An 18,092-nucleotide genomic window follows, 5' to 3' on the forward strand; every position below is an offset into this window, starting at 1 on the left:
TAGCCCGGCGGCACGCGCGCCGCGCCGGGGGAACCGCCAAACGCGAAGGCTCAGGACAGCTCGTCGGAGGGTTCGGCATACCGCGTGACGTGGCGCAGATGCGCTCGCAGGGGCATCGGGCCGAGCGTTCTTTTCATCGCGTGCCCGACCCGAAGCCGCGGCGGCCGCTGCGGTTCGGGTGCGGTCGGCCAGACGGGCGTGGGCGTTTCGCCCGCGGTGTCCCCGAGGGGCAGCTTCTCGGTGATCGGTTCAGCGGGCACTGCCGGGTTGGCGACGGCCATCGCAGCGACGACGGCGCCCGCGAGATACAGCAATGCCGAAACCTCCAGTAGCCGGGTGAAACCGGCGTTGTTCAGTGGGCCTGCGGTGATTACCCCCAGGCACGCCACGGCGGTCAACGCGGAAGTCCGACCTACCGCGTTTTGGATCGCTGCCGCGATTCCGCTGTGGACGGGCTCAACCGAAACCAAGATGACCGAGCTCAGCGGCGTGATGGTGAGGACCAACCCGGCAGCCAGCATCAGCCGGCCCGGCAGCAGGTTTGTGAGGAAATCGAAATGATGACCGGAAGGGCAGATCGTCAGCAGTCCGATCGCGGCCAACACCGGGCCACCGGTCAGGAAGATCCGCGGGCCGACACGCGCAGCGGCGTTGCCCACCCGGCGGGCGAACAGCATCGACGCAACGGGAGTGGGCAGAGTGATCAGACCCGCCAGCAGGGCTGAATAACCCGCAACCTCTTGTAGATATAGCGCCATGGCGATGGAACCCAGCGTCAGGCCGCCGTAAATGAATGCGGTCGCCAGATTGGCCCCGGCGAAGTTGCGCATGGCGAATAGTTTCAGCGGCACCATCGGTTGCGGGGCGCGACGCTCCCAGGCCACAAACGCGAGCAGCGCCGCGACACCCACCGCTAATAGGGTCGCGACCAAGGGGTTGCTCCAGCCGCCCCGATTGGACTCGATGAGCGCGTACACGATGGCGCCGAGCCCGATCGCGGTCAACGCAGCACCGGCGAAGTCAACGCGGGCGCGTTCGACGGGACGCGGTGTCGGGCGCAGCCAGTATGTCAGCGCGAACGCAACGATGGCGGGCACCATCAGCAGGAAGTAAATCCACCGCCAGCCGAGGTAGTCGACGGCCAGTCCTCCGAGCACCGGGCCCAGCGCGAAGATCGTGCTGGTCCAGGCGGTCCACGCTCCGATGGCGGCGGGACGTTCGGTGCGGTCGAAGGTGGAATTGATCAGGGCTAGCGAACCCGGGACCAGCAACGCACCGCCCAGACCTTGGACAAGCCGAGCGACGATCAGCATCGCCGGCCACGCGGCAACGACCGCCAGGGCCGTACCCAGCGCGAAAGTCACCAAGCCGACGCGCAGCATCGGCAGTCGCCCGAACAAATCGGAAAGAGAGCCGCCCGGCAGAATCGCCACCGCGAGCGCCAGCAAATAGCCGTCGACAATCCACTGCTGCAGCGTCAAGCCCCCGCCGAGTTCGTGCGCTGTGGCGGGCAGGGCCAAGTTGATGATGTTGCCGTCGAGAAAGGTGACCATCGAAGCCACGATTGCCACAACCAGGACCCGATTCTTCGGAGCGACCTGGCGCGCATCAATGCGAAAGTTCACACGCCGCCCCTGGCATGTGTGAGATCGCCTGCAGCGCACGGCTATTTCCGCTGCATGATTAATTGCCCACGGGATCGCTTCGCAACTCTCCGGCGTGGGTGACATGCGAGTTGATTGACTTCCGTAGTGCCAAAGGCTATGCGATGCAGGCGATCTCTCCGCCAGCAGGTTGCTATAACCACCCACCGCTCCCGCCACCGCCGAGAACGCGGCCCCCGGCGCCGCCGCCCCCTTGGCGTGCGATGCAACTCGACATCTGCCCCTCCTCTCGGAACGACCACGTGTCCCCTCCCGACGAGGCGACGTCAGTGATGTATTCCAGCGTAAGGGCGATTTATGTCGACAACCTGTGAGTTGCGTGGGCATTGACTTCTGGTTTTATTACCCCCGTTATCAGCAACGGCAGCAACGCATCACGAAATGCTTCCAGCCTTGCCGACTCGGCACGTCGCGCATGGCACAGCGCGCCCGCAGCGGTGATCGTCTGTGCCGCATCGGCGCTCAGGCGCCGAACGTCGCGCACCTCGACATCGGTCAGGTCTCGCGGCTGGATGCGTTGGTGACTGGGCGAGGTTCCGGCGGCCTGTTGCTGCAGTCGATGCGAGACGTCGGGTTGCCCCACCGCGGCCCACAGCGCCGAGGTATCGACGCCGTCGGGAGTGAGCACGGCGAATTCCATACTCGCCAACGCCATTTCGCAAGGCAACTGCACGACATTCCAGATACGCGGAATCCGCGGGTTGAGCTTGGCGAACAACACGCACGGTTGCGACAACACGAACTTGTCGCTTTTCACCGTCGCCCGCTCGACGCGCCGTGCAGTGGCGCCGTCGTCGAACGCCGGAAGACTGAAATGCGCTACGAAGCCGTCGAATTGACGCGGTTTGCGAACGACCGTGGATAGTTGCGCCAGTTTCGACAGCGGTATGTGGTCACCGATCGGCTCGACAAGGCCCAGCATCAGCCGCTCGGCGGCGTTGATCACGCGTTCGTTGGACGCCACTTTGTCGTCGAAGGCGCCGAGTAGTGCGGCGATCCGCTGGCGTTGGCGTCCGGGAACGGTCCGCACCGAAACGTCGCGCAGAATCGCCTGATTGAGCAGGGGCTGGCCCGACCCGGCCCGATGATCGCCGAGCCGGCAGGTCTGTAACGCGTAATACCAGTAGCGGGTCTCGGCAGGCTCTTTGGCCCGGCACACCAGCGCGTTGTCGGTGACCCACGCATCGGAGTCGCAGTAACGCACACTGCCGCAATACGACCCGACGCGACCGAGCACGATCAGTGGGCCACTCGCGTTGGACTGCGCCGCGTACCCGATCGCGCCGTTGGCACCGTAGACGGGAAACCGCCCGCCGGGCACCCGGGCCGGCGCGCCGCTTCCGGAGCGGAAGTCGAGATACTCGCCCAGCGTCGCGTTCAGCACAGGCGACGCACCTGTTCTCGCAGCACCATTTCCATTCGCGCGGATTCATCCAGCGCCACCAATAGGTCCCGGGTCAGCCGGGCGATCTTCTCGTCGGGCGGCTCCGCGTCCTCGGCGGTCGCCGGTGTACCGACGTAGCGCCCCGGTGTCAGCAGGTAACCGGCGGCGGCGATGTCTTCCAGCGAAGCGGATTTGCAAAATCCCGGAATATCGTCGTATACAACATCTTTCGCCGACGACGACCCGCACCAGGCGTGGTAGGTGCCGCTAATCCGGACGACCTCGTCGTCGGTCAGCGCGCGTTCCGCCCGATCGACGAGATAGCCGAGCCCGCGCGCGTCGATGAACAGCACCTGCCCCGACCGATCACCTTTATCCATCGCAAAGAACCACAGGCACACCGGTATTCCGGTGCTGCGAAACAACTGAGCGGGCAGTGCGATCATGCAGGACACCAGGTCGGCGTCGACGATCCGCGCGCGAATGTCGCCCTCCCCGGCCACATTCGACGACATCGAGCCGTTTGCCATCACCACCCCGGCCTGACCCCCCGGCGCCAACTTGGCCAGGATGTGCTGAATCCAGGCGAAGTTGGCGTTGCCGGCCGCGGGAACACCGAAGCGCCAGCGCGGATCGTGCTCGTCGCGGGCCCAATCCTTGATGTTGAACGGCGGATTGGCCATCACGTAGTCCATGCGCACGCCGCAGTGCAGGTCTTCGACGAACGTGTCACCGTGGGCCAGGCCCGCGTTGTCGATGCCGTGAATAGCGAGGTTCAACTTCGCGATTCGCCAGGTCTGCTCGACGCCCTCCTGACCGTAGATGCGGACGTCGTTGGGGTCGCCGTCGCGGGCGGCGATGAAATTCTCGGTCTGCACGAACATGCCGCCGGAGCCGCAGCACGGGTCGTACACCCGCCCGCGCACCGGTTCCAGCACCTGCACGATCAGCCGCACCACGCTGGGCGGGGTGAAGAACTCACCACCCCGTTTCCCTTCTGCTCGCGCGAAATTGCCCAGGAAGTACTCGTAGACCTCCCCCATCAGGTCCCGAGGGCCCGGGCCAACCAACCGCGCGTTCTCCAACAGCTCGACCAGCTCGCCGAGCCGGCGCTGGTCGAGGTCCTCATAGATCCGCGGCAACAGTCCGGCCAGGGCCGGGTTTGCCGCCATCACCGCGCCCATCGCGTTGTCGGCGACCCGACCGATGCCAGGGGATTTCGCGTTGTCCACCAAGGTATTCCAGTGCGACGCGGAGATGTACTTCAAAAACACCAGCCCGAGCACAACGTCCTTGTACTGACCGGACGACAGGGATCCGCGCAACTTGTCAGCCGCTTTCCACAGCGTTGCTCTGAGCTCCTTGGACGACGTCATCAGCTGATCCGCTTGCGCAGTTCCGTGGCCAAGTCGCCGCGGCTCGAGACCGTAATCCCGCCCAGGCCAAGCCATGACGCCATCGACTCCAGCTCGCCGGCCAGTGCGGCGGCCACCCGGGCGCGCGGGGCTCGATCGGCTTCGGAGGGCTCGCCGAACGCCCCCACCACCCGCAGCGTGTCGGCGGTGCGATCGGCCTTGAGGTCCACCCGCGCCATCAGCTGACCGTCCACCAGCAGCGGCCACACGTAATAGCCGTACTTCCGCTTGGCTGCCGGGGTGTAGATCTCGATGCGGTAGTGGAAATTGAACAGCCGCTGGACCCGGGGCCGGAAGAAGATCAACGGGTCGAACGGGCACAGCAGCGCGGTGCCGCGATCCTGTCGGGGCACGGCGCGGCCGGCGTGCAGATATGCGGGCGCGGACCAGCCGTCGACCTCGACCCGCTCGACCTCGCCGGCCGCGGCCAGCTCGGCGATCGCCGGTTTGACCTGCTGCGCGGACAGCCGGAAGTAGTCGCGGATGTCGGCCTCGGTGGCCACGCCCAGCGCGGTCGCCGCGCGCAGGCTGAGCTCGCGGATGGCTTCGGCGTCGTCGACCTCGCGGGCCAGCACACTGGCCGGCAGCACCCGTTCCACCAGGTCGTAGTGGCGGGCGAACCCGACCCGGGTGGCCGTGGTGAGCACCCCGGAGGCGAACAGCGCCTCGGCTACCCACTTGGTGTCGCTGCGAGTGCCCCACCAACTTCCCCGCGGGCCAGCTGTTTCCGCCTCGAGATGAGCCTCGATCTGTCCGGCGGTGCTGGGCCCGAGTTCGGTGACCGCCTCGACGATCTTGTCGGCGAGCTCCGGGTTCGCCTTGACGATGTGGGTACCCCACCGGCCGTGCCGGTAGTGGCGCATCCGCCAGCGCAGCAGCGGCCAGTCCTCGACGGCCATCAGCGCGGCCTCGTGCGCCCAGTACTCGGCGAGCAACCGCGACGAGCGCGGCCCCCAGGCGGCACCGTCGAGCACGTCGCGATCGTAGGGGCCGAGCCGGCTGAACACCGGCGCGTAGTGGGCGCGCACCGCCACGGAGACTGAATCCAGTTGCAGCACTTGGATTCTCGAGATCAGCCGACGCAGGTGAGCGCGGGTGATCGCGCCGCCGGGTCGCGGCTCGGTAAACCCTTGGGCCGCAACGGCTATCCGCCGTGCCTGCGCGGCGGTCAGCCTCCTGATCGACACGCGCCGAGAATACCGGTCGACCGGTCACCTTCAGCGAAGGCTCACCCCGTGCTGACCTTCTCGTCCGCCGCGCCGGTGCTGTCCGGCGGATTCTTCTGTTCGTGGTATGCCGCCTCGAGTGCCGCCGGAACCGATTCCAGGTCGCGGTAGACGCCCATCAGTTGTTCCAGCACCTTGATCCGCCGGTCGGTCGCGGCGTTCACCGCGCGCCGCGCCTGCTCACGATCGCGGTCGATTCGCTCCTTGGCGTCGGCAAGCAGCTGCTCACGCGCCTTGTGGGCATCGTCGCGCATGCCGGCCAGTTCGGCCTCGAGCGTTTCCCTGGTTTCGCGGTATTCGGCTTCCATGGCCTTTTGCTGCGCGGCAAAATCCGCCAACACCTCGCGGTGCTTTCGTTGCTCGGCCTCGATTTCCGCTTCGGCCGCGCTGATCAGCGCCTCCGCCTCGGCTCGTGCCTCGGCCTGCATCTCGGAAATCTCCTCGACGGCGCGGCTCAGCATCTTTGCCATTCGCTGTTGCATCGCGTGCGGCGCGGGCGAGGTGTCGGTGAGCGCCGCGACCTCCTTGCGCAGCGCGGCCGCTTCCTCGCCGGAGTCCTTCAACCGGGCCCGCAGGCTCTCGACGTCGTTGAACAGCAGATTCTGCTTGGTGGTCAACATCTCGATGTGCGCATCGACCGCGGCCGAGTCATAGCCCATCCACTTGCGGGCAAACGCCGTTGTGGGTTCGGTGATCACTGCCAATTTCCCCTCCCTGGAAATTCCGTACACCGCCTAGCGCCGAGGCGAGCGGTCAGGACCGACGATAGCTGTGAAACCGATACCGCAGCCCAGAGCGGCTGACCTGCCATTCCCCCGTCTCGCCGAGCCATGTCTCGTCGAGCACCGGCGCCATCGCGTCCTCGTCCTCGCGGATCAGGTCGATCTCGATCTCGGTGACTTCACAACGGGTGGCGTGCGGCAGCGCGAGCCGATAGATCTCGGCACCGCCGATCACCCAGGCTTCGGGGTCGGTCAGGGCCCCGGAAAGGGAGTCAACCACGTCGGCTCCCTCGGCGACGAAGTCGCTGCGGCGGGACAACACGATATTGCGGCGGCCGGGCAGCGGGCGCACCCTGGCCGGCAACGAGTCCCAGGTCAGCCGGCCCATCACCACGGTGTGGCCCACGGTCACCTGCTTGAAGCGGGCCAGGTCTTCGGGGACGTTCCAGGGGATGTCGCCGTTGCGGCCGATGACACCGGATGTGGACTGAGCCCACACCATGCCGACGGTGGTCAAGCGCGCCACTCCTCCTCATCGCTTCGCTTTGCATCGTCGTCGGCGCGAGTCATACAGCGACGGGAGCTTTGATCGCCGGGTGCGGATCGTAGTTGCGCACCACAATGTCGTCGTAGGTGTAGTCGAAGATCGAATCCCGTTGGGCTAGAACAAGTTCCGGGTACGGCCGTGGATCGCGACTGAGCTGCGTGCGCACCTGCTCGACGTGGTTGTCATAGATGTGGCAATCGCCGCCGGTCCAGACGAACTCACCGACACCCAAGCCGGCCTGGGCGGCCATCATGTGGGTCAGCAGCGCATAGCTGGCGATGTTGAACGGCACACCCAGGAACAGGTCCGCGCTGCGCTGGTAAAGCTGGCAACTCAGCCGCCCGCCGGCCACGTAGAACTGGAAGAACGCGTGACACGGCGGCAGGGCCATCTGCGGGATTTCGCCGACGTTCCAGGCCGAAACGATGTTGCGCCGGGAGTTCGGATCGGTGCGCAGCATTTCCAGGGCGGCACTGATCTGGTCGATGTGCTCACCCGACGGGGTCGGCCAGGATCGCCACTGCACGCCGTAGATGGGTCCGAGATCGCCTGTGTCGCTAGCCCATTCGTCCCAGATCGTGACGCCGTGCTGCTGTAGCCAACCGACGTTGGAGTCGCCGCGCAGGAACCACAGCAACTCGTAGATCACCGATTTGAGGTGGACCTTCTTGGTGGTCAGCAGCGGGAACCCGGCCGAGAGGTCGTAGCGCAACTGCCGACCGAACAGGCTGCGGGTTCCGGTGCCGGTGCGGTCCGATTTGACCGAACCCGTCTCGAGGACCAGGCGCAGCAAGTCCTCGTAGGGTGTGGGGATCGGCACGCGGAAAGCTTACGTCTAGACCCCAGGAGTAGAACGGGTGCCATGCCGAACATCACCGACACCATCACCACCGCCGACGGGACTTGCACGGTCCACCTGTTCACCCCCGGGGGCCCAGACACCCAAGCCCCCCACCCCGGCGTGATCATGTATCCCGACGCCGGCGGCGTGCGCGACACCTTCCAGCAGATGGCGGCCAAACTGGCCGGATTCGGTTACACGGTGCTGTTACCGGACGTGTACTACCGCAACGCCGGCTGGGCCCCGTTCGACATGGCCAGCGTGTTCGGCGACGAACAGGAACGCAAGCGCCTGTTTTCGATGATCGGCAACCTGACGCCGGACAAGATCACCAGCGACGGCCGCGCGTTCTTCGACTACCTGTCGGACCGCCCCGAGGTATCCGGTGAGCGCTTCGGCGTGTGCGGCTACTGCATGGGCGGGCGCATCTCGCTGCTGGTGGCCGGCCGGATTCCCGACCGCGTCGCGGCCGCGGCGTCCTTCCACGGCGGCGGCCTGGTGTCGGACACCGCGGACAGCCCACATCTGCTGGCCGAGAAGATGACCGCCACGGTCTACGTCGGCGGCGCCGAGAACGATGCGTCGTTCACCACCGACCATGCCGAACAGCTCGACAAGGCGCTGACGGCTGCCGGTGTGCGCCACACCATCGAGTGGTACGCCGCGGCTCACGGCTTCGCGGTCCCGGACAACGCCCCCTATGACGAGGCCGCGGCCGAGCGGCATTGGCGAGCGATGGCCGAGCTCTTCGCCTCGGCGCTGCCGCGCTAAGGGCTGTTCTGACTCACCGCGTCGAGCAACAACTTCGCCGCCACCGCCGCACCGTCGCCGCGGGTCATGGCCGCCACCGCGTTCGCCCGGGCGCGGGTTTCGTCGGCCAGGACCATCTCGAGCGCGGCCGGCAGCGAGCCCGGGGGCGGCGTCGGACCGTCGCAGGCGGTGCCGATGCCCAGCTCCGCCACCCGGCAGGCCCAGTACACCTGGTCGGCCCCCTGCGGCACCACGAGCTGAGGCACGCCGGCGCGCGCTGCCGTCGTCGTCGTGCCCGCGCCGCCGTGGTGCACGACGGCGGCCACCCGCCCGAACAGCGCTTGCTGGTTGACCTCACCGACGGCGAGGCAGTCGTCGCGGTCGTCGATCGGCACCAGCTCGGCCCAGCCGTGCGAAAGCAACACACGCCTGCCCTGGGCGCGAATGGCCTCGATCGCCATCGGGACGACATCCTTGGAACCCCACAGCGGCATGCTGCCGAAGCCCAGGTACACCGGTGGCGTGCCGGCGTCCAGGAACTCCTCCAGCTCGGCCGGCAGGGGACGCGCGTCGGGCAGCACCCAGGCGCCGGTTTGCACGACGTGCAGGTCCGCGAGCGGCTGCCAGGGGCCTAAGGTCGGGTCGGCCGCCAGCCACGGGCGGTTGGTGTAGGCGTAGCCGCGCACGTCGTCCACCGGGGCGAGGCCGATCGCGGCCCGGTGACTGTTGAGCGTCGGACCGAACAACATAGTGGCGTTGTGGGCGTTGTGGTTCCACATCATCCGGTTGTCGATCTCGCTGGTCCCCATTGCCCGGCCCACGAACTCCGGCGGCGGGTGATACGGCGACGGCAGGTGGGTCGGGTGATAGCTGCCGTAGACGTAATGGATGCCGAGTTTGTCGGCCACCGAGCGTGCGCCGGCCGCCGTCCACACCAGGGCGGTCGCCACTATCGCGTCGCAGCCCTGCGCAGCGGCAGCGACCGTGTCGAACTGCGCGGCGAGCAGACCCAGCACATGCGCGCGCACGTCCGCCTCCGACGACTGCGCCGCGGCGGTCGTCATCGCGCGCACCGGCGGACCGAATCCCACCAGTGGTATCCCGAAAGCGGCTGCCCGCTCGGCGAATTCGTCGTCGGGCGGCGCACACACCACGGCCTCGGCGCCGAGCGCCTGCAGCTGCACCGCGACTGCCAGCAGTGGTTCGACACCGCCGCGGGTGTCGTACGTCGACAACAGCACCCGCATGGCGATTACGCGACCGGCAGATCGACCAGGGCGGCCAGCCGGGCCCGATGACGGTAGGCGGTGCCGAAGGCCAACTGATCGCTCTTGGCCCGCTTGAGGTACAGGTGTGCGGGATACTCCCACGTCATGCCGACGCCACCGTGCAGTTGCACGCACTCCTGCGCCGCATGCACCGCGATGCCACTGCAGTAGGCCTGCGCGACCGCCGCGGCGATGCTGGCGTCCGGATCTTCCCGAGCGCAGGCGTCCGCGGCGTGGCGCGCCGCGGCCGTCGCCGACCCGACCTCGAACCACAGATCCGCCAACCGGTGTTTGATCACCTGGTAGGACCCGATCGCGCGGCCGAATTGCTTGCGCTGCTTGGCATAAGCCAGGGTGGTCTCGAAGCACCACTGCGCCACCCCGAGTTGCTCGGAGGCCAACAGCGCGGCACCGGTCTCCAGCGCCGCGGTCAACGATTCGCCCGCCGGCCCCACAGGCGTTGACGGCGCCGCCGAAAACTGGACATTCGCAAGGGGTCTCGTCATATCCAGAGCCAGCAGCGGGGACACCTCGACCCCGGCCGCACTCCTGGAGACGGTGTGCAACTCGAGTCCGTCGGCGCCCGCGACCGGCACCACCAACACGTCGGCCTCGGCGGCGCCCGCCACGCTGCTGACCGCCCCGGTCAAGCCGTCCGGGCCGGTGCTCACGCCGGCGATCGGATCGCCGGGAGCGATGGACAGCGGCACCACCAGCGTGGCGGTCTGCTCCCCCTGAGCCAGCGCGGACAGGGTGTCGGTCTCACCGGCACGCGACAGCGCAACCGTGGCGAGCACCGCGCTGGACAGAAACGGTACCGGCGCGACCGCGCGGCCGATCTCCTCCATCACCACGGCGGCCTCGCGCGCGCTGGCGCCCGCACCGCCGAGCGACTCGGGCACTAGCAGGCCGGCTATCCCCAGGTCACCGGCCAGTCGCCGCCACACGTCGGAAAAGTCCTGTGGCGCTGGATCATAGGCCTGGGCCACCACCTCGGGTGGACACCGGTCGGCGAACAGGTGACGGACGCTGTCCCGCAAGGCGTCCTCGGTATCGGCGTACAGCAGATCACCGATGCTCATCGAGCCAAGTCCTTCCAGGCGATATCCTTGTCGACGCGGTGTTCGCCGGGCAGGCCGAGAATTCGCTCGGAGATGGTGTTGCGCAAGATCTCTGACGTGCCACCCTCGATCGAGTTGCCCCGCGCGCGCAGATACCGGTAACCGGGTTCGCGACCGATCAGGTCGACCGTCTCGGGTCTGCGCATGGTCCAGTCGTCGTACTGCAGTCCCGCCTCGCCGTGCATTTCGATCTCGAACCCCGAGATCGCCTGCGCCAGCGTCGCAAAGGCGATCTTCATGCCGGCGCCCTCCGGCCCGGGCTGGCCGGTGCTGGCCTGCTGCCCCAACCGTTCGCCGGCCAGCCGCAGCACCTCCGCCTCGACCCACAGTCGCATCAGCTCGTCGTGCATCGCGGGATTACGCAGTGCGGGCTCGTTTCGCCACGCCTGGGCGACCTTGCCGATGTGGCCGCTTTCGCGGGGCACACCGGAACGAGAGCCGATCGCGACCCGCTCGTTGTTCAGCGTGGTGGTCGCGACCCGCCAGCCACCGCCCACAGGTCCGAGCCGATTCGCGTCGGGCACCCGGACATCGGTGAGGAACACCTCGTTGAACTCGGCCTCGCCGGTGATCTGGCGCAGCGGCCGGATCTCGACACCGGGCTGGGTCACGTCGCACAGAAAGTAAGTCAGGCCAGCGTGTTTGGGCACCGTCGGGTCGGTGCGGGCAACCAGGATGGCCATCTGGGCGTTCTGCGCCTGCGACGTCCAAACCTTCTGCCCGTTGACAATCCAGTCGTCGCCGTCGCGGACCGCGCGGGTGGCCACCCCGGCCAGATCCGATCCGGCACCGGGTTCGCTGAACAACTGGCAATAGATCTGTTCACCGGTGAACAGCGGACGCAAGAACTTTCGCTTCTGCTCGTCGGTGCCGAAGGCCGCAATCGTGGGAGCGGCCATGCCCATGCCGATGTAGTTCTTCACCGTCCCGCCCACCGGTGCACCGGCCGCGGCGAGCCGGGTGTCGACGTACTCCTGAGCTTTGCGTGGCAGGTCCAGGCCGCCGAAACCCCGCGGCAGGTGGACCCAGGCCAGCCCGGCATCGAATTGCGCGCCGAGGAAATCGCGCGGGTCGCTGGCCGCCGGGTCGTGCTCGTCCAGCAGTGCCGTTACCCGTACGTCCAGGTCGTCGCTACTCATCGGTTGTCCCCGGGGCGCATTTGGAAGCCCTGCGCGCCGCCCAGCAACAGCCCCCCGTCGATCACCATCGTCTCGCCGGTAATCCAGCTCGCCGCGTCGGAGACCAGAAAAGCGACCGCGTTCGCGACATCGACGGGCTCGCCGATGCGACCCAGCGCGATCTGCGCCCCCAGCGGATCCTCGTGGTCCTTCCACAGCGCCTCAGCCAATCTGGTGCGGACGACGCCTGGGGCGATGGCATTGACTCGCACGCGCGGCGACAGCTCCAGAGCCAATTGTTTGGTGACGTGGATCAGCGCTGCCTTGGTGGCGTTGTACATCCCCATCCCCGGCGATTGGTGCAGCCCGCCGATGGACGCGGTATTGACGACGGCGCCACCGTGCTCGCCCATCCATGCCTTGACCACAAGCGATGTCCACAGCAGCGGAGCCCAGAGATTGACGTCGAAGATCTTGCTGAACCGTGCGTGATCCTGGTCGATCAGCGGGCCGAATGCCGGATTGGTACCCGCGTTGTTGACCAAAATGTCCACCCTGCCGAACTTTTCCAGGGTGATCTCCACACAGTTGCGCGCGGCGTCCTCGTCGACCGCGTGAGCGCCGACACCGAGCGCCCGTTCCCCTACTTCAGCCGCCGCCGCCTCGGCCGCTTCCTGTTTGCGGGCGGTGAGCACCACATTGGCGCCCGCGGCCGCCAGCTGTTGCGAAATAGCCAATCCGATTCCGCGCGAGGCCCCCGTGACAATCGCCGTACGGCCGGTCAGATCCAGTGTGGTCATCGTTGTACACCTTTTGTGTCGTGGGGCCCGCGTCAGCGACGAACGTCGATTGCAATCAATCTTTCGCAGAGAGGTTTTGTCCGCGCGCGTGCGTGGTATGCGAGTCGCATGTTAGCGAAATTGACCCTCCTGAAACCACTAGTCATCGGCGGCGCCGTTGCTGCTGCGATCGCCGCTGCACCGATGGCCGCGGCGGATAGTTTTGCGACCGCACCGGCAATGACCAGCCCCGCGCCCACCCACATCGTCTTCAAGGACGACCCGGGCGGCGGCGGTTGCGACCCCAACGGCAACTGCGGTTCCGGCGGCCAGAACGGCGGACCCGGTGGAGGACCCGGTGGCACCGGCTGCATCCCCGGTGTCGGCTGCGGCTCCGGCGGCCAGAACGCGGGCCCGGGTGGCGTTCCGGGCGGCACCGGATGTCTGCCGGGCGTCGGCTGCGGATCCGGCCACGCCTGATTCCCCCAGAGACGACCCTTCAGACTCTCGCGAGCCTGGTGATCCAGGCCCGGGAGTCTGAAGGGTCGATTACGTCGTCCAGCTCGAACGTGGTGGCGGCCCGAAGCGCCTTGCCGTGTTGATAGGCCGCCGCCACCAGCTTCTCGAACAGTTGCTCACGCTCCTGGGCATCGGCCGCCGCGGCCAGCTCCTTGCTGAAGCCCAGGCGCACCGCGCCTTCCAGGCCCATGCCGCCGATCTCCCCCGTCGGCCACGCGACGGTGAACTGCGGAGCGTGAAAGGAACCGCCCGCCATCGCCATTGCGCCCAATCCATATCCCTTGCGCAAGATGATCATTCCGAGCGGCACCGTCAGCCGGGCACCGAGCACGAACATCCGGCCGAACCGGCGGACGGCGGCCTGTTTCTCGGCATCCGGTCCGACCATGAATCCCGGTGTGTCGCATAGCGAGATCACCGGCAGCCGAAACGATTCGCACAGGGTGAGAAAGTCACCGGCCTTGTCGGCCGCCTCGGCGTCGATCGCGCCGCCCAGGTGATGGCTGCTGTTGGCCAGCAGCCCATAAGCCTCACCCTCGACTCGGACGAGTGCGGTGACGATGCCGACGCCGTAGTCGGGCCGCAGCTCGAGGACGGAGCCGACGTCGACGATGGCCTCGATCGCGCGGCGCACGTCGTAGGCGCGTAACCGGTTCTCGGGCACCACATGCCGGGCCAGACGTGGGTCGGGCGCGGCCCAGTCGGCGATGCTGCCCTGGAAGTACGACAGGTACTGCTTGGCCAGTGTTACCGCGTGCGCCTCGTCGCGCGCGACCAGGCTCACCACCCCGTTGTGGCGCTGCACGTCGATCGGGCCGATCGCCTCGGGCGGATACACCCCGAGCCCGCCGCCCTCGATCATCGCGGGCCCGCCCATCCCGATGTTGGCGTCCGGGGTCGCGATGATCACATCGCACACCCCGGCCAGCGCGGCGTTGCCGGCGAAGCAACGCCCGGACACGACGGACACCAACGGCACCCGCCCGCGCAACCCGGCGAGCACCCGAAACGTCGGCACGTCCAGCCCGGCCGCGCCACCGACGTCGGTGTCACCGGGCCGCCCGCCACCGCCCTCGGCAAACAGCACCACTGGCAACCCTTTTCGCGCGGCCACGTCGAAGACACGGTCCGTCTTGGCATGGTTGCGCATGCCCTGCGTCCCGGCCAGCACGGTGTAGTCGTAGGACACGACGACCGCCTCGGCCGCGGCCCGCCCGAATCGGTCGGCACCGATGGTCGCCAAGCCGGCAACCAGACCATCGGCCGGCGTGTTGGCAATGAGATCCTCGTCCGTGCGCCTGCTGCGTTGCGCCGCGATGGCCAGCGCACCGTATTCGACGAAGCTGCCGTCGTCGATCAGATCGGCGATGTTCTCCCGGGCGGTGCGACGACCCTGCTTGTGCCGTTTGTCGACCGCCGGCTGGCGGCCCTCGTCCAGGGTGATCAGGTGGCGCCGCCGCGCCTCGTCCAGGTCGGCTCGGGGCCGGTCGAGATCGACTGCGGCGCTGGCGGACTCGCGACCGACGCCGTCCCCGGTGCGGGTGAAGACCACCAGCGGATCACCGGTGCCGACGACCTGGCCGGGGGCCACGAGGTTGCGGACCGTGCGCAGCGCATCCGGCGCGACGAGCACATGCTGCATTTTCATCGCCTCCAGCACGACCAGTTGACCACCGGGCGAAAGCTCGGCACCCTCGGGCGCCACCTCCACCACGGTGCCGGCCAGCTGGGCACGCAGCGCGTCCTCACCGGGATACAGCTCGACGGACGCGACCCGGGTGTCATGCTCGTGGGTCAGCGCCGCGGCCGCCAGCTCGGGGAGCCTCGCGTCGAGGAAGGTCGTTGCCACCACACCAGATTGAACCTGACTGTCGGACAACAACTCTCGCAGAAAATTGATGTTCGTCCGGACACCCTCGACCTCGAATTCTGCCAGCGCGGTCCGCGACTTACGCAGCGCCGCGCTGAACGAGGATCCGCGGACATGGGTGACGACCTTGGCCAGCAGCGAGTCGTATCGCGTGCTCAATGTCAGGCCGGTGCGGCCGAAGGTATCCACCCGCACTCCCGGACCACTCGGCGGCGAAAACACCGTCAAGGCACCCGCCGTGGGCACCACGCTGCCGTCTGACGTCAGGGTTTCCATATTGACCCGGGCCTGTATCGCAATGCCGCGCCGAACAGCCGGCTCACCGATGACTTCTTCACCGTCCGAGGCGATTCCCGAGGGCAACCCCAACTCGTAGTAGGAGGCGCCACCGGCGATAGCCAGCTGGGCGGCCACCAGGTCTACCCCGGTGGTCTCCTCGGTAATCGTGTGTTCGACCTGAATGCGGGGGTTGATCTCGAGGAAGACGAATTTCTCACCGGCGACCAGGAATTCGACGGTGGCCAGTCCGCGCAGACCGGCCCGCGCGCACAACCGGGCCGCGGCCACCTGCAGATCACGGCGCAACACATCCGAAAGCCCCTGTGCCGGCGCAATTTCCACGATCTTTTGGTAGCGCCGCTGGATGCTGCAGTCGCGATCACCCAGGGCGAGCGCATGCGTTCTCGGCCCGGCCGGCGCGGCGACGACCTGCACCTCGATGTGCCGGGCGTCGTCGAGAATCCCCTCGGCGAATACCGCCGGATTGCCGAATCCCAGTTGCGCCTCTGCCGCACATTGGCGGTAGGCGTCGTCGATTTGAGCCGCACTGTCCACGCGGCGCATCCCGCGTCCACCCCCGCCGGCCACCGCCTTAATCATGATCGCCCCGTCTCGAGCGGCGAAAAATGCCCGGACATCCTCGACGCTGCTGGGCCCGTCGGTCGCCGGCAGCACCGGCACACCCGCGGCGATGGCGGCGGCACGCGCGGAGGTTTTATTGCCGACCGCCTCGAGCACTTCGGCATCCGGACCCACGAACGTGCACCCGGCCGCGGCGCAGGCACGGGCGAAATCGGCGTTCTCGGAGAGGAAGCCGTAACCCGGATGAATCAGCTGCGCGCCGGCGTTTCTCGCTGCCGCCAGAATCGAGGACTGGTCCAGGTAGGCGCCCGGCCCACTGCCCGGCAGACCGAGCGCTTCGTCGGCCGCATGCACGTGCGGGCTCTCGGCATCGTCGGTGGCGTAGACCGCAACTGTCGGCATACCCAATTCGGTTGCGGTGCGGACGATCCGCAGGGCGATTTCACCGCGGTTGGCGATCAGCAACATCGCATTCATCGCAGCGGGTCGCCCCATTGCACCTCACCGCGGAGCTTGGCTTTGAGCAGCTTTCCACCGGCATTGCGTGGCAACACTTCTGACGCGATCGTGACGTATTGCGGAACCTTGAAGTCAGCGAGTTGGGCACGGCAATGCTCGAGCACGGCCGGCACGTCAATCCGCGCTTCGCCGCCGAACAGCACCGCTCCGACCTTTTCTCCCATCACCTCGTCGGGTACCGCCAGCACGCAGGCATCGGCGACGCCGGGTGCGGCCAGCAGCACCCCCTCGACCTCCACGCTGGAGACGTTCTCGCCGCCGCGGTTGATGATGTCCTTGAGCCGGTCGACGATGTGCACCCGGCCCGCGGCATCGACCCGGACCACATCGCCGGTGCGCAGCCACCCGTCGACGATGGTGGCCTCGGTGGCCTGCGGCCGGTTCCAGTATCCGGCCGTGATGTTGGCCCCGCGCGCCACCAATTCGCCAACACCGGGATCCGCACCGCTGGGGATCACGCCGAGATCCACCGACGGGATCGCGTAGCCGACCGAGTCGGCGTGCTCGATGGCGTACGAGTCGGGTAGCACGGTCATCAGGGAGGCCGACTCGGTCATGCCGTAGCCGTTGAACACCGTCGCCCCCGGGAACGCGTCCTTGATCGACCGCACCATCGAAGGGGCGGTGGGCGCGCCACCGTAGCCCACCCACCCGACGCCGGACACGTCCGTAGTAGCAAACCGCTTGTGCCGCAACATCAGAGAGTAGACCGCGGGAACCGTCACCAGCTGTGAAATCCGCTCGGCGGCCACGGTGGCGATCAGTTCGTCCAGGTTGAGCGCCGGCAAGATCACCGACGTTCCCCCCGCCCGGGTGGCCACCAAAAGCTGTGTGTTGCAGCCGGTCACGTGAAACAGCGGAACCGATATCAGGGTGCGCATCCCCTCGCCGAGGTCCCGTGGAATTCCCGAGCACCGGATCGCATTCTCGGTGTTGATGACGAACGCCTCGTGGGTGGTCGGCACGCCTTTGGGGTGCCCGGTGGTCCCCGAGGTGTAGAAGATCGCGGCCGTGTCGCCGCGCGTGAGTCCTTCGGCCACATACGGTTGTCCATCGGGCAACGGCGTGCCCGCGGCCAGATCCACCCGTGCCCCCGAATCGGACAACACGAAGTCGACCTCGGGCTGCGCCGAGCGCGTGTTGACCGCCACCGCAATGCCGCCGGCCATCACCGTGCCCCAGAATGCCAACACCCAGTCGAGGCCCGCGGGGTAGCGCACCGCGATGCGGTCACCGCATTGCCCGCCGCCTGCCCGCAGCCCACCGGCGACCCGCGCCGCGCCGTCCCAGAGCTGCCGGTAGGTCAATCGGCCGGCGCCTACTTCAACGACCGCCTCGCTATCGGGACGCCGGGCGACCTGCTCGGCCAGCATGTCGAGCAGCGTGGCCGGCAGATCGTCGTAGCGCGGGACACCGTCGCGATCGCGGGAGACGCCCGTCGTGGCGAACGGGTTGTGGTCACGCGAAATTTCGATCACTGGAGGCATG

The 18,092-nt window shown here is 67.5% G+C and carries 15 protein-coding genes; 2 read left to right on the forward strand and 13 right to left on the reverse strand.

All coding sequences use genetic code 11. From position 1 onward, the window contains the following. Positions 1-50 precede the first annotated feature (50 nt). From AC5Y5O_RS23225 to AC5Y5O_RS23255, 7 genes are all read right to left on the reverse strand, one after another. Complete coding sequence (locus tag AC5Y5O_RS23225; RefSeq protein WP_243393841.1) at positions 51-1,625, reverse strand: MFS transporter; 1,575 nt, start codon at positions 1,623-1,625, stop codon at positions 51-53. Between the two features lie 334 nt (positions 1,626-1,959). Continuing rightward, complete coding sequence (locus tag AC5Y5O_RS23230) at positions 1,960-3,045, reverse strand: restriction endonuclease subunit S (RefSeq protein ID WP_096291008.1); 1,086 nt, start codon at positions 3,043-3,045, stop codon at positions 1,960-1,962. Next, the gene (locus tag AC5Y5O_RS23235; RefSeq protein WP_243393840.1) at positions 3,042-4,424 is read right to left on the reverse strand and encodes a class I SAM-dependent DNA methyltransferase; all 1,383 of its coding nucleotides are present in this window, start codon (positions 4,422-4,424) and stop codon (positions 3,042-3,044) included. Before AC5Y5O_RS23235 ends, AC5Y5O_RS23230 begins: the two co-directional genes overlap by 4 nt. Further along, a complete protein-coding gene (locus AC5Y5O_RS23240; protein ID WP_096286302.1) occupies positions 4,424-5,650 on the reverse strand; it encodes a winged helix-turn-helix domain-containing protein in 1,227 nt (408 codons plus the stop codon). The genes AC5Y5O_RS23235 and AC5Y5O_RS23240 overlap by 1 nt, the downstream gene beginning before the upstream one ends. 41 nt (positions 5,651-5,691) lie before the next feature. Then, on the reverse strand, positions 5,692-6,387 hold the full coding sequence (locus AC5Y5O_RS23245) for a cell division protein DivIVA (protein WP_096286300.1): 696 nt from the start codon (positions 6,385-6,387) through the stop codon (positions 5,692-5,694). A 55-nt stretch (positions 6,388-6,442) separates the two neighbouring features. Next, on the reverse strand, positions 6,443-6,913 hold the full coding sequence (locus tag AC5Y5O_RS23250) for a dihydrofolate reductase (RefSeq protein ID WP_096291007.1): 471 nt from the start codon (positions 6,911-6,913) through the stop codon (positions 6,443-6,445). A 64-nt stretch (positions 6,914-6,977) separates the two neighbouring features. Beyond that, a complete protein-coding gene (locus AC5Y5O_RS23255) occupies positions 6,978-7,778 on the reverse strand; it encodes a thymidylate synthase (RefSeq protein WP_096286298.1) in 801 nt (266 codons plus the stop codon). A gap of 42 nt (positions 7,779-7,820) precedes the next feature. On the opposite strand from AC5Y5O_RS23255, the gene AC5Y5O_RS23260 reads away from it, so the two are divergent. Next, entirely contained in the window at positions 7,821-8,570 is a 750-nt protein-coding gene (locus AC5Y5O_RS23260) for a dienelactone hydrolase family protein (protein WP_096286296.1), read from the forward strand. Here AC5Y5O_RS23260 and AC5Y5O_RS23265 read toward each other — a convergent pair. From AC5Y5O_RS23265 to AC5Y5O_RS23280, 4 genes are read right to left on the reverse strand one after another with little or no spacing between them, the layout of a single operon-like run. Next, positions 8,567-9,796 carry a glycosyltransferase gene (locus AC5Y5O_RS23265; RefSeq protein ID WP_096286294.1) on the reverse strand — a complete coding sequence of 410 codons (1,230 nt, stop codon included), beginning with the start codon at positions 9,794-9,796 and terminating at the stop codon, positions 8,567-8,569. The genes AC5Y5O_RS23260 and AC5Y5O_RS23265 overlap by 4 nt on opposite strands. Before the next feature lie 5 nt (positions 9,797-9,801). After that, positions 9,802-10,899 (reverse strand): acyl-CoA dehydrogenase family protein, encoded by a 1,098-nt coding sequence (locus tag AC5Y5O_RS23270; protein WP_096286292.1) that lies wholly within the window; start codon positions 10,897-10,899, stop codon positions 9,802-9,804. Continuing rightward, positions 10,896-12,077, reverse strand: a complete 1,182-nt coding sequence (locus tag AC5Y5O_RS23275) for an acyl-CoA dehydrogenase family protein (RefSeq protein WP_096286290.1) — start codon at positions 12,075-12,077, stop codon at positions 10,896-10,898. The genes AC5Y5O_RS23270 and AC5Y5O_RS23275 overlap by 4 nt, the downstream gene beginning before the upstream one ends. Further along, complete coding sequence (locus tag AC5Y5O_RS23280) at positions 12,074-12,856, reverse strand: SDR family oxidoreductase (protein ID WP_096286288.1); 783 nt, start codon at positions 12,854-12,856, stop codon at positions 12,074-12,076. Before AC5Y5O_RS23280 ends, AC5Y5O_RS23275 begins: the two co-directional genes overlap by 4 nt. Before the next feature lie 129 nt (positions 12,857-12,985). Between AC5Y5O_RS23280 and AC5Y5O_RS23285 the strand changes: the two genes are divergently transcribed. After that, positions 12,986-13,315, forward strand: a complete 330-nt coding sequence (locus tag AC5Y5O_RS23285; protein ID WP_096291006.1) for a PE-PGRS family protein — start codon at positions 12,986-12,988, stop codon at positions 13,313-13,315. Between the two features lie 19 nt (positions 13,316-13,334). On the opposite strand, the gene AC5Y5O_RS23290 is transcribed toward AC5Y5O_RS23285, so the two are convergent. Further along, positions 13,335-16,562, reverse strand: a complete 3,228-nt coding sequence (locus AC5Y5O_RS23290) for an acetyl-CoA carboxylase family protein (RefSeq protein ID WP_096291005.1) — start codon at positions 16,560-16,562, stop codon at positions 13,335-13,337. Beyond that, positions 16,559-18,091: a class I adenylate-forming enzyme family protein gene (locus AC5Y5O_RS23295; protein WP_207768496.1), complete on the reverse strand. Its 1,533-nt coding sequence runs from the start codon at positions 18,089-18,091 to the stop codon at positions 16,559-16,561. The genes AC5Y5O_RS23290 and AC5Y5O_RS23295 overlap by 4 nt, the downstream gene beginning before the upstream one ends. Position 18,092 lies beyond the last annotated feature (1 nt).

It is taken from the genome of Mycobacterium sp. NGS40 (assembly GCF_059812735.1).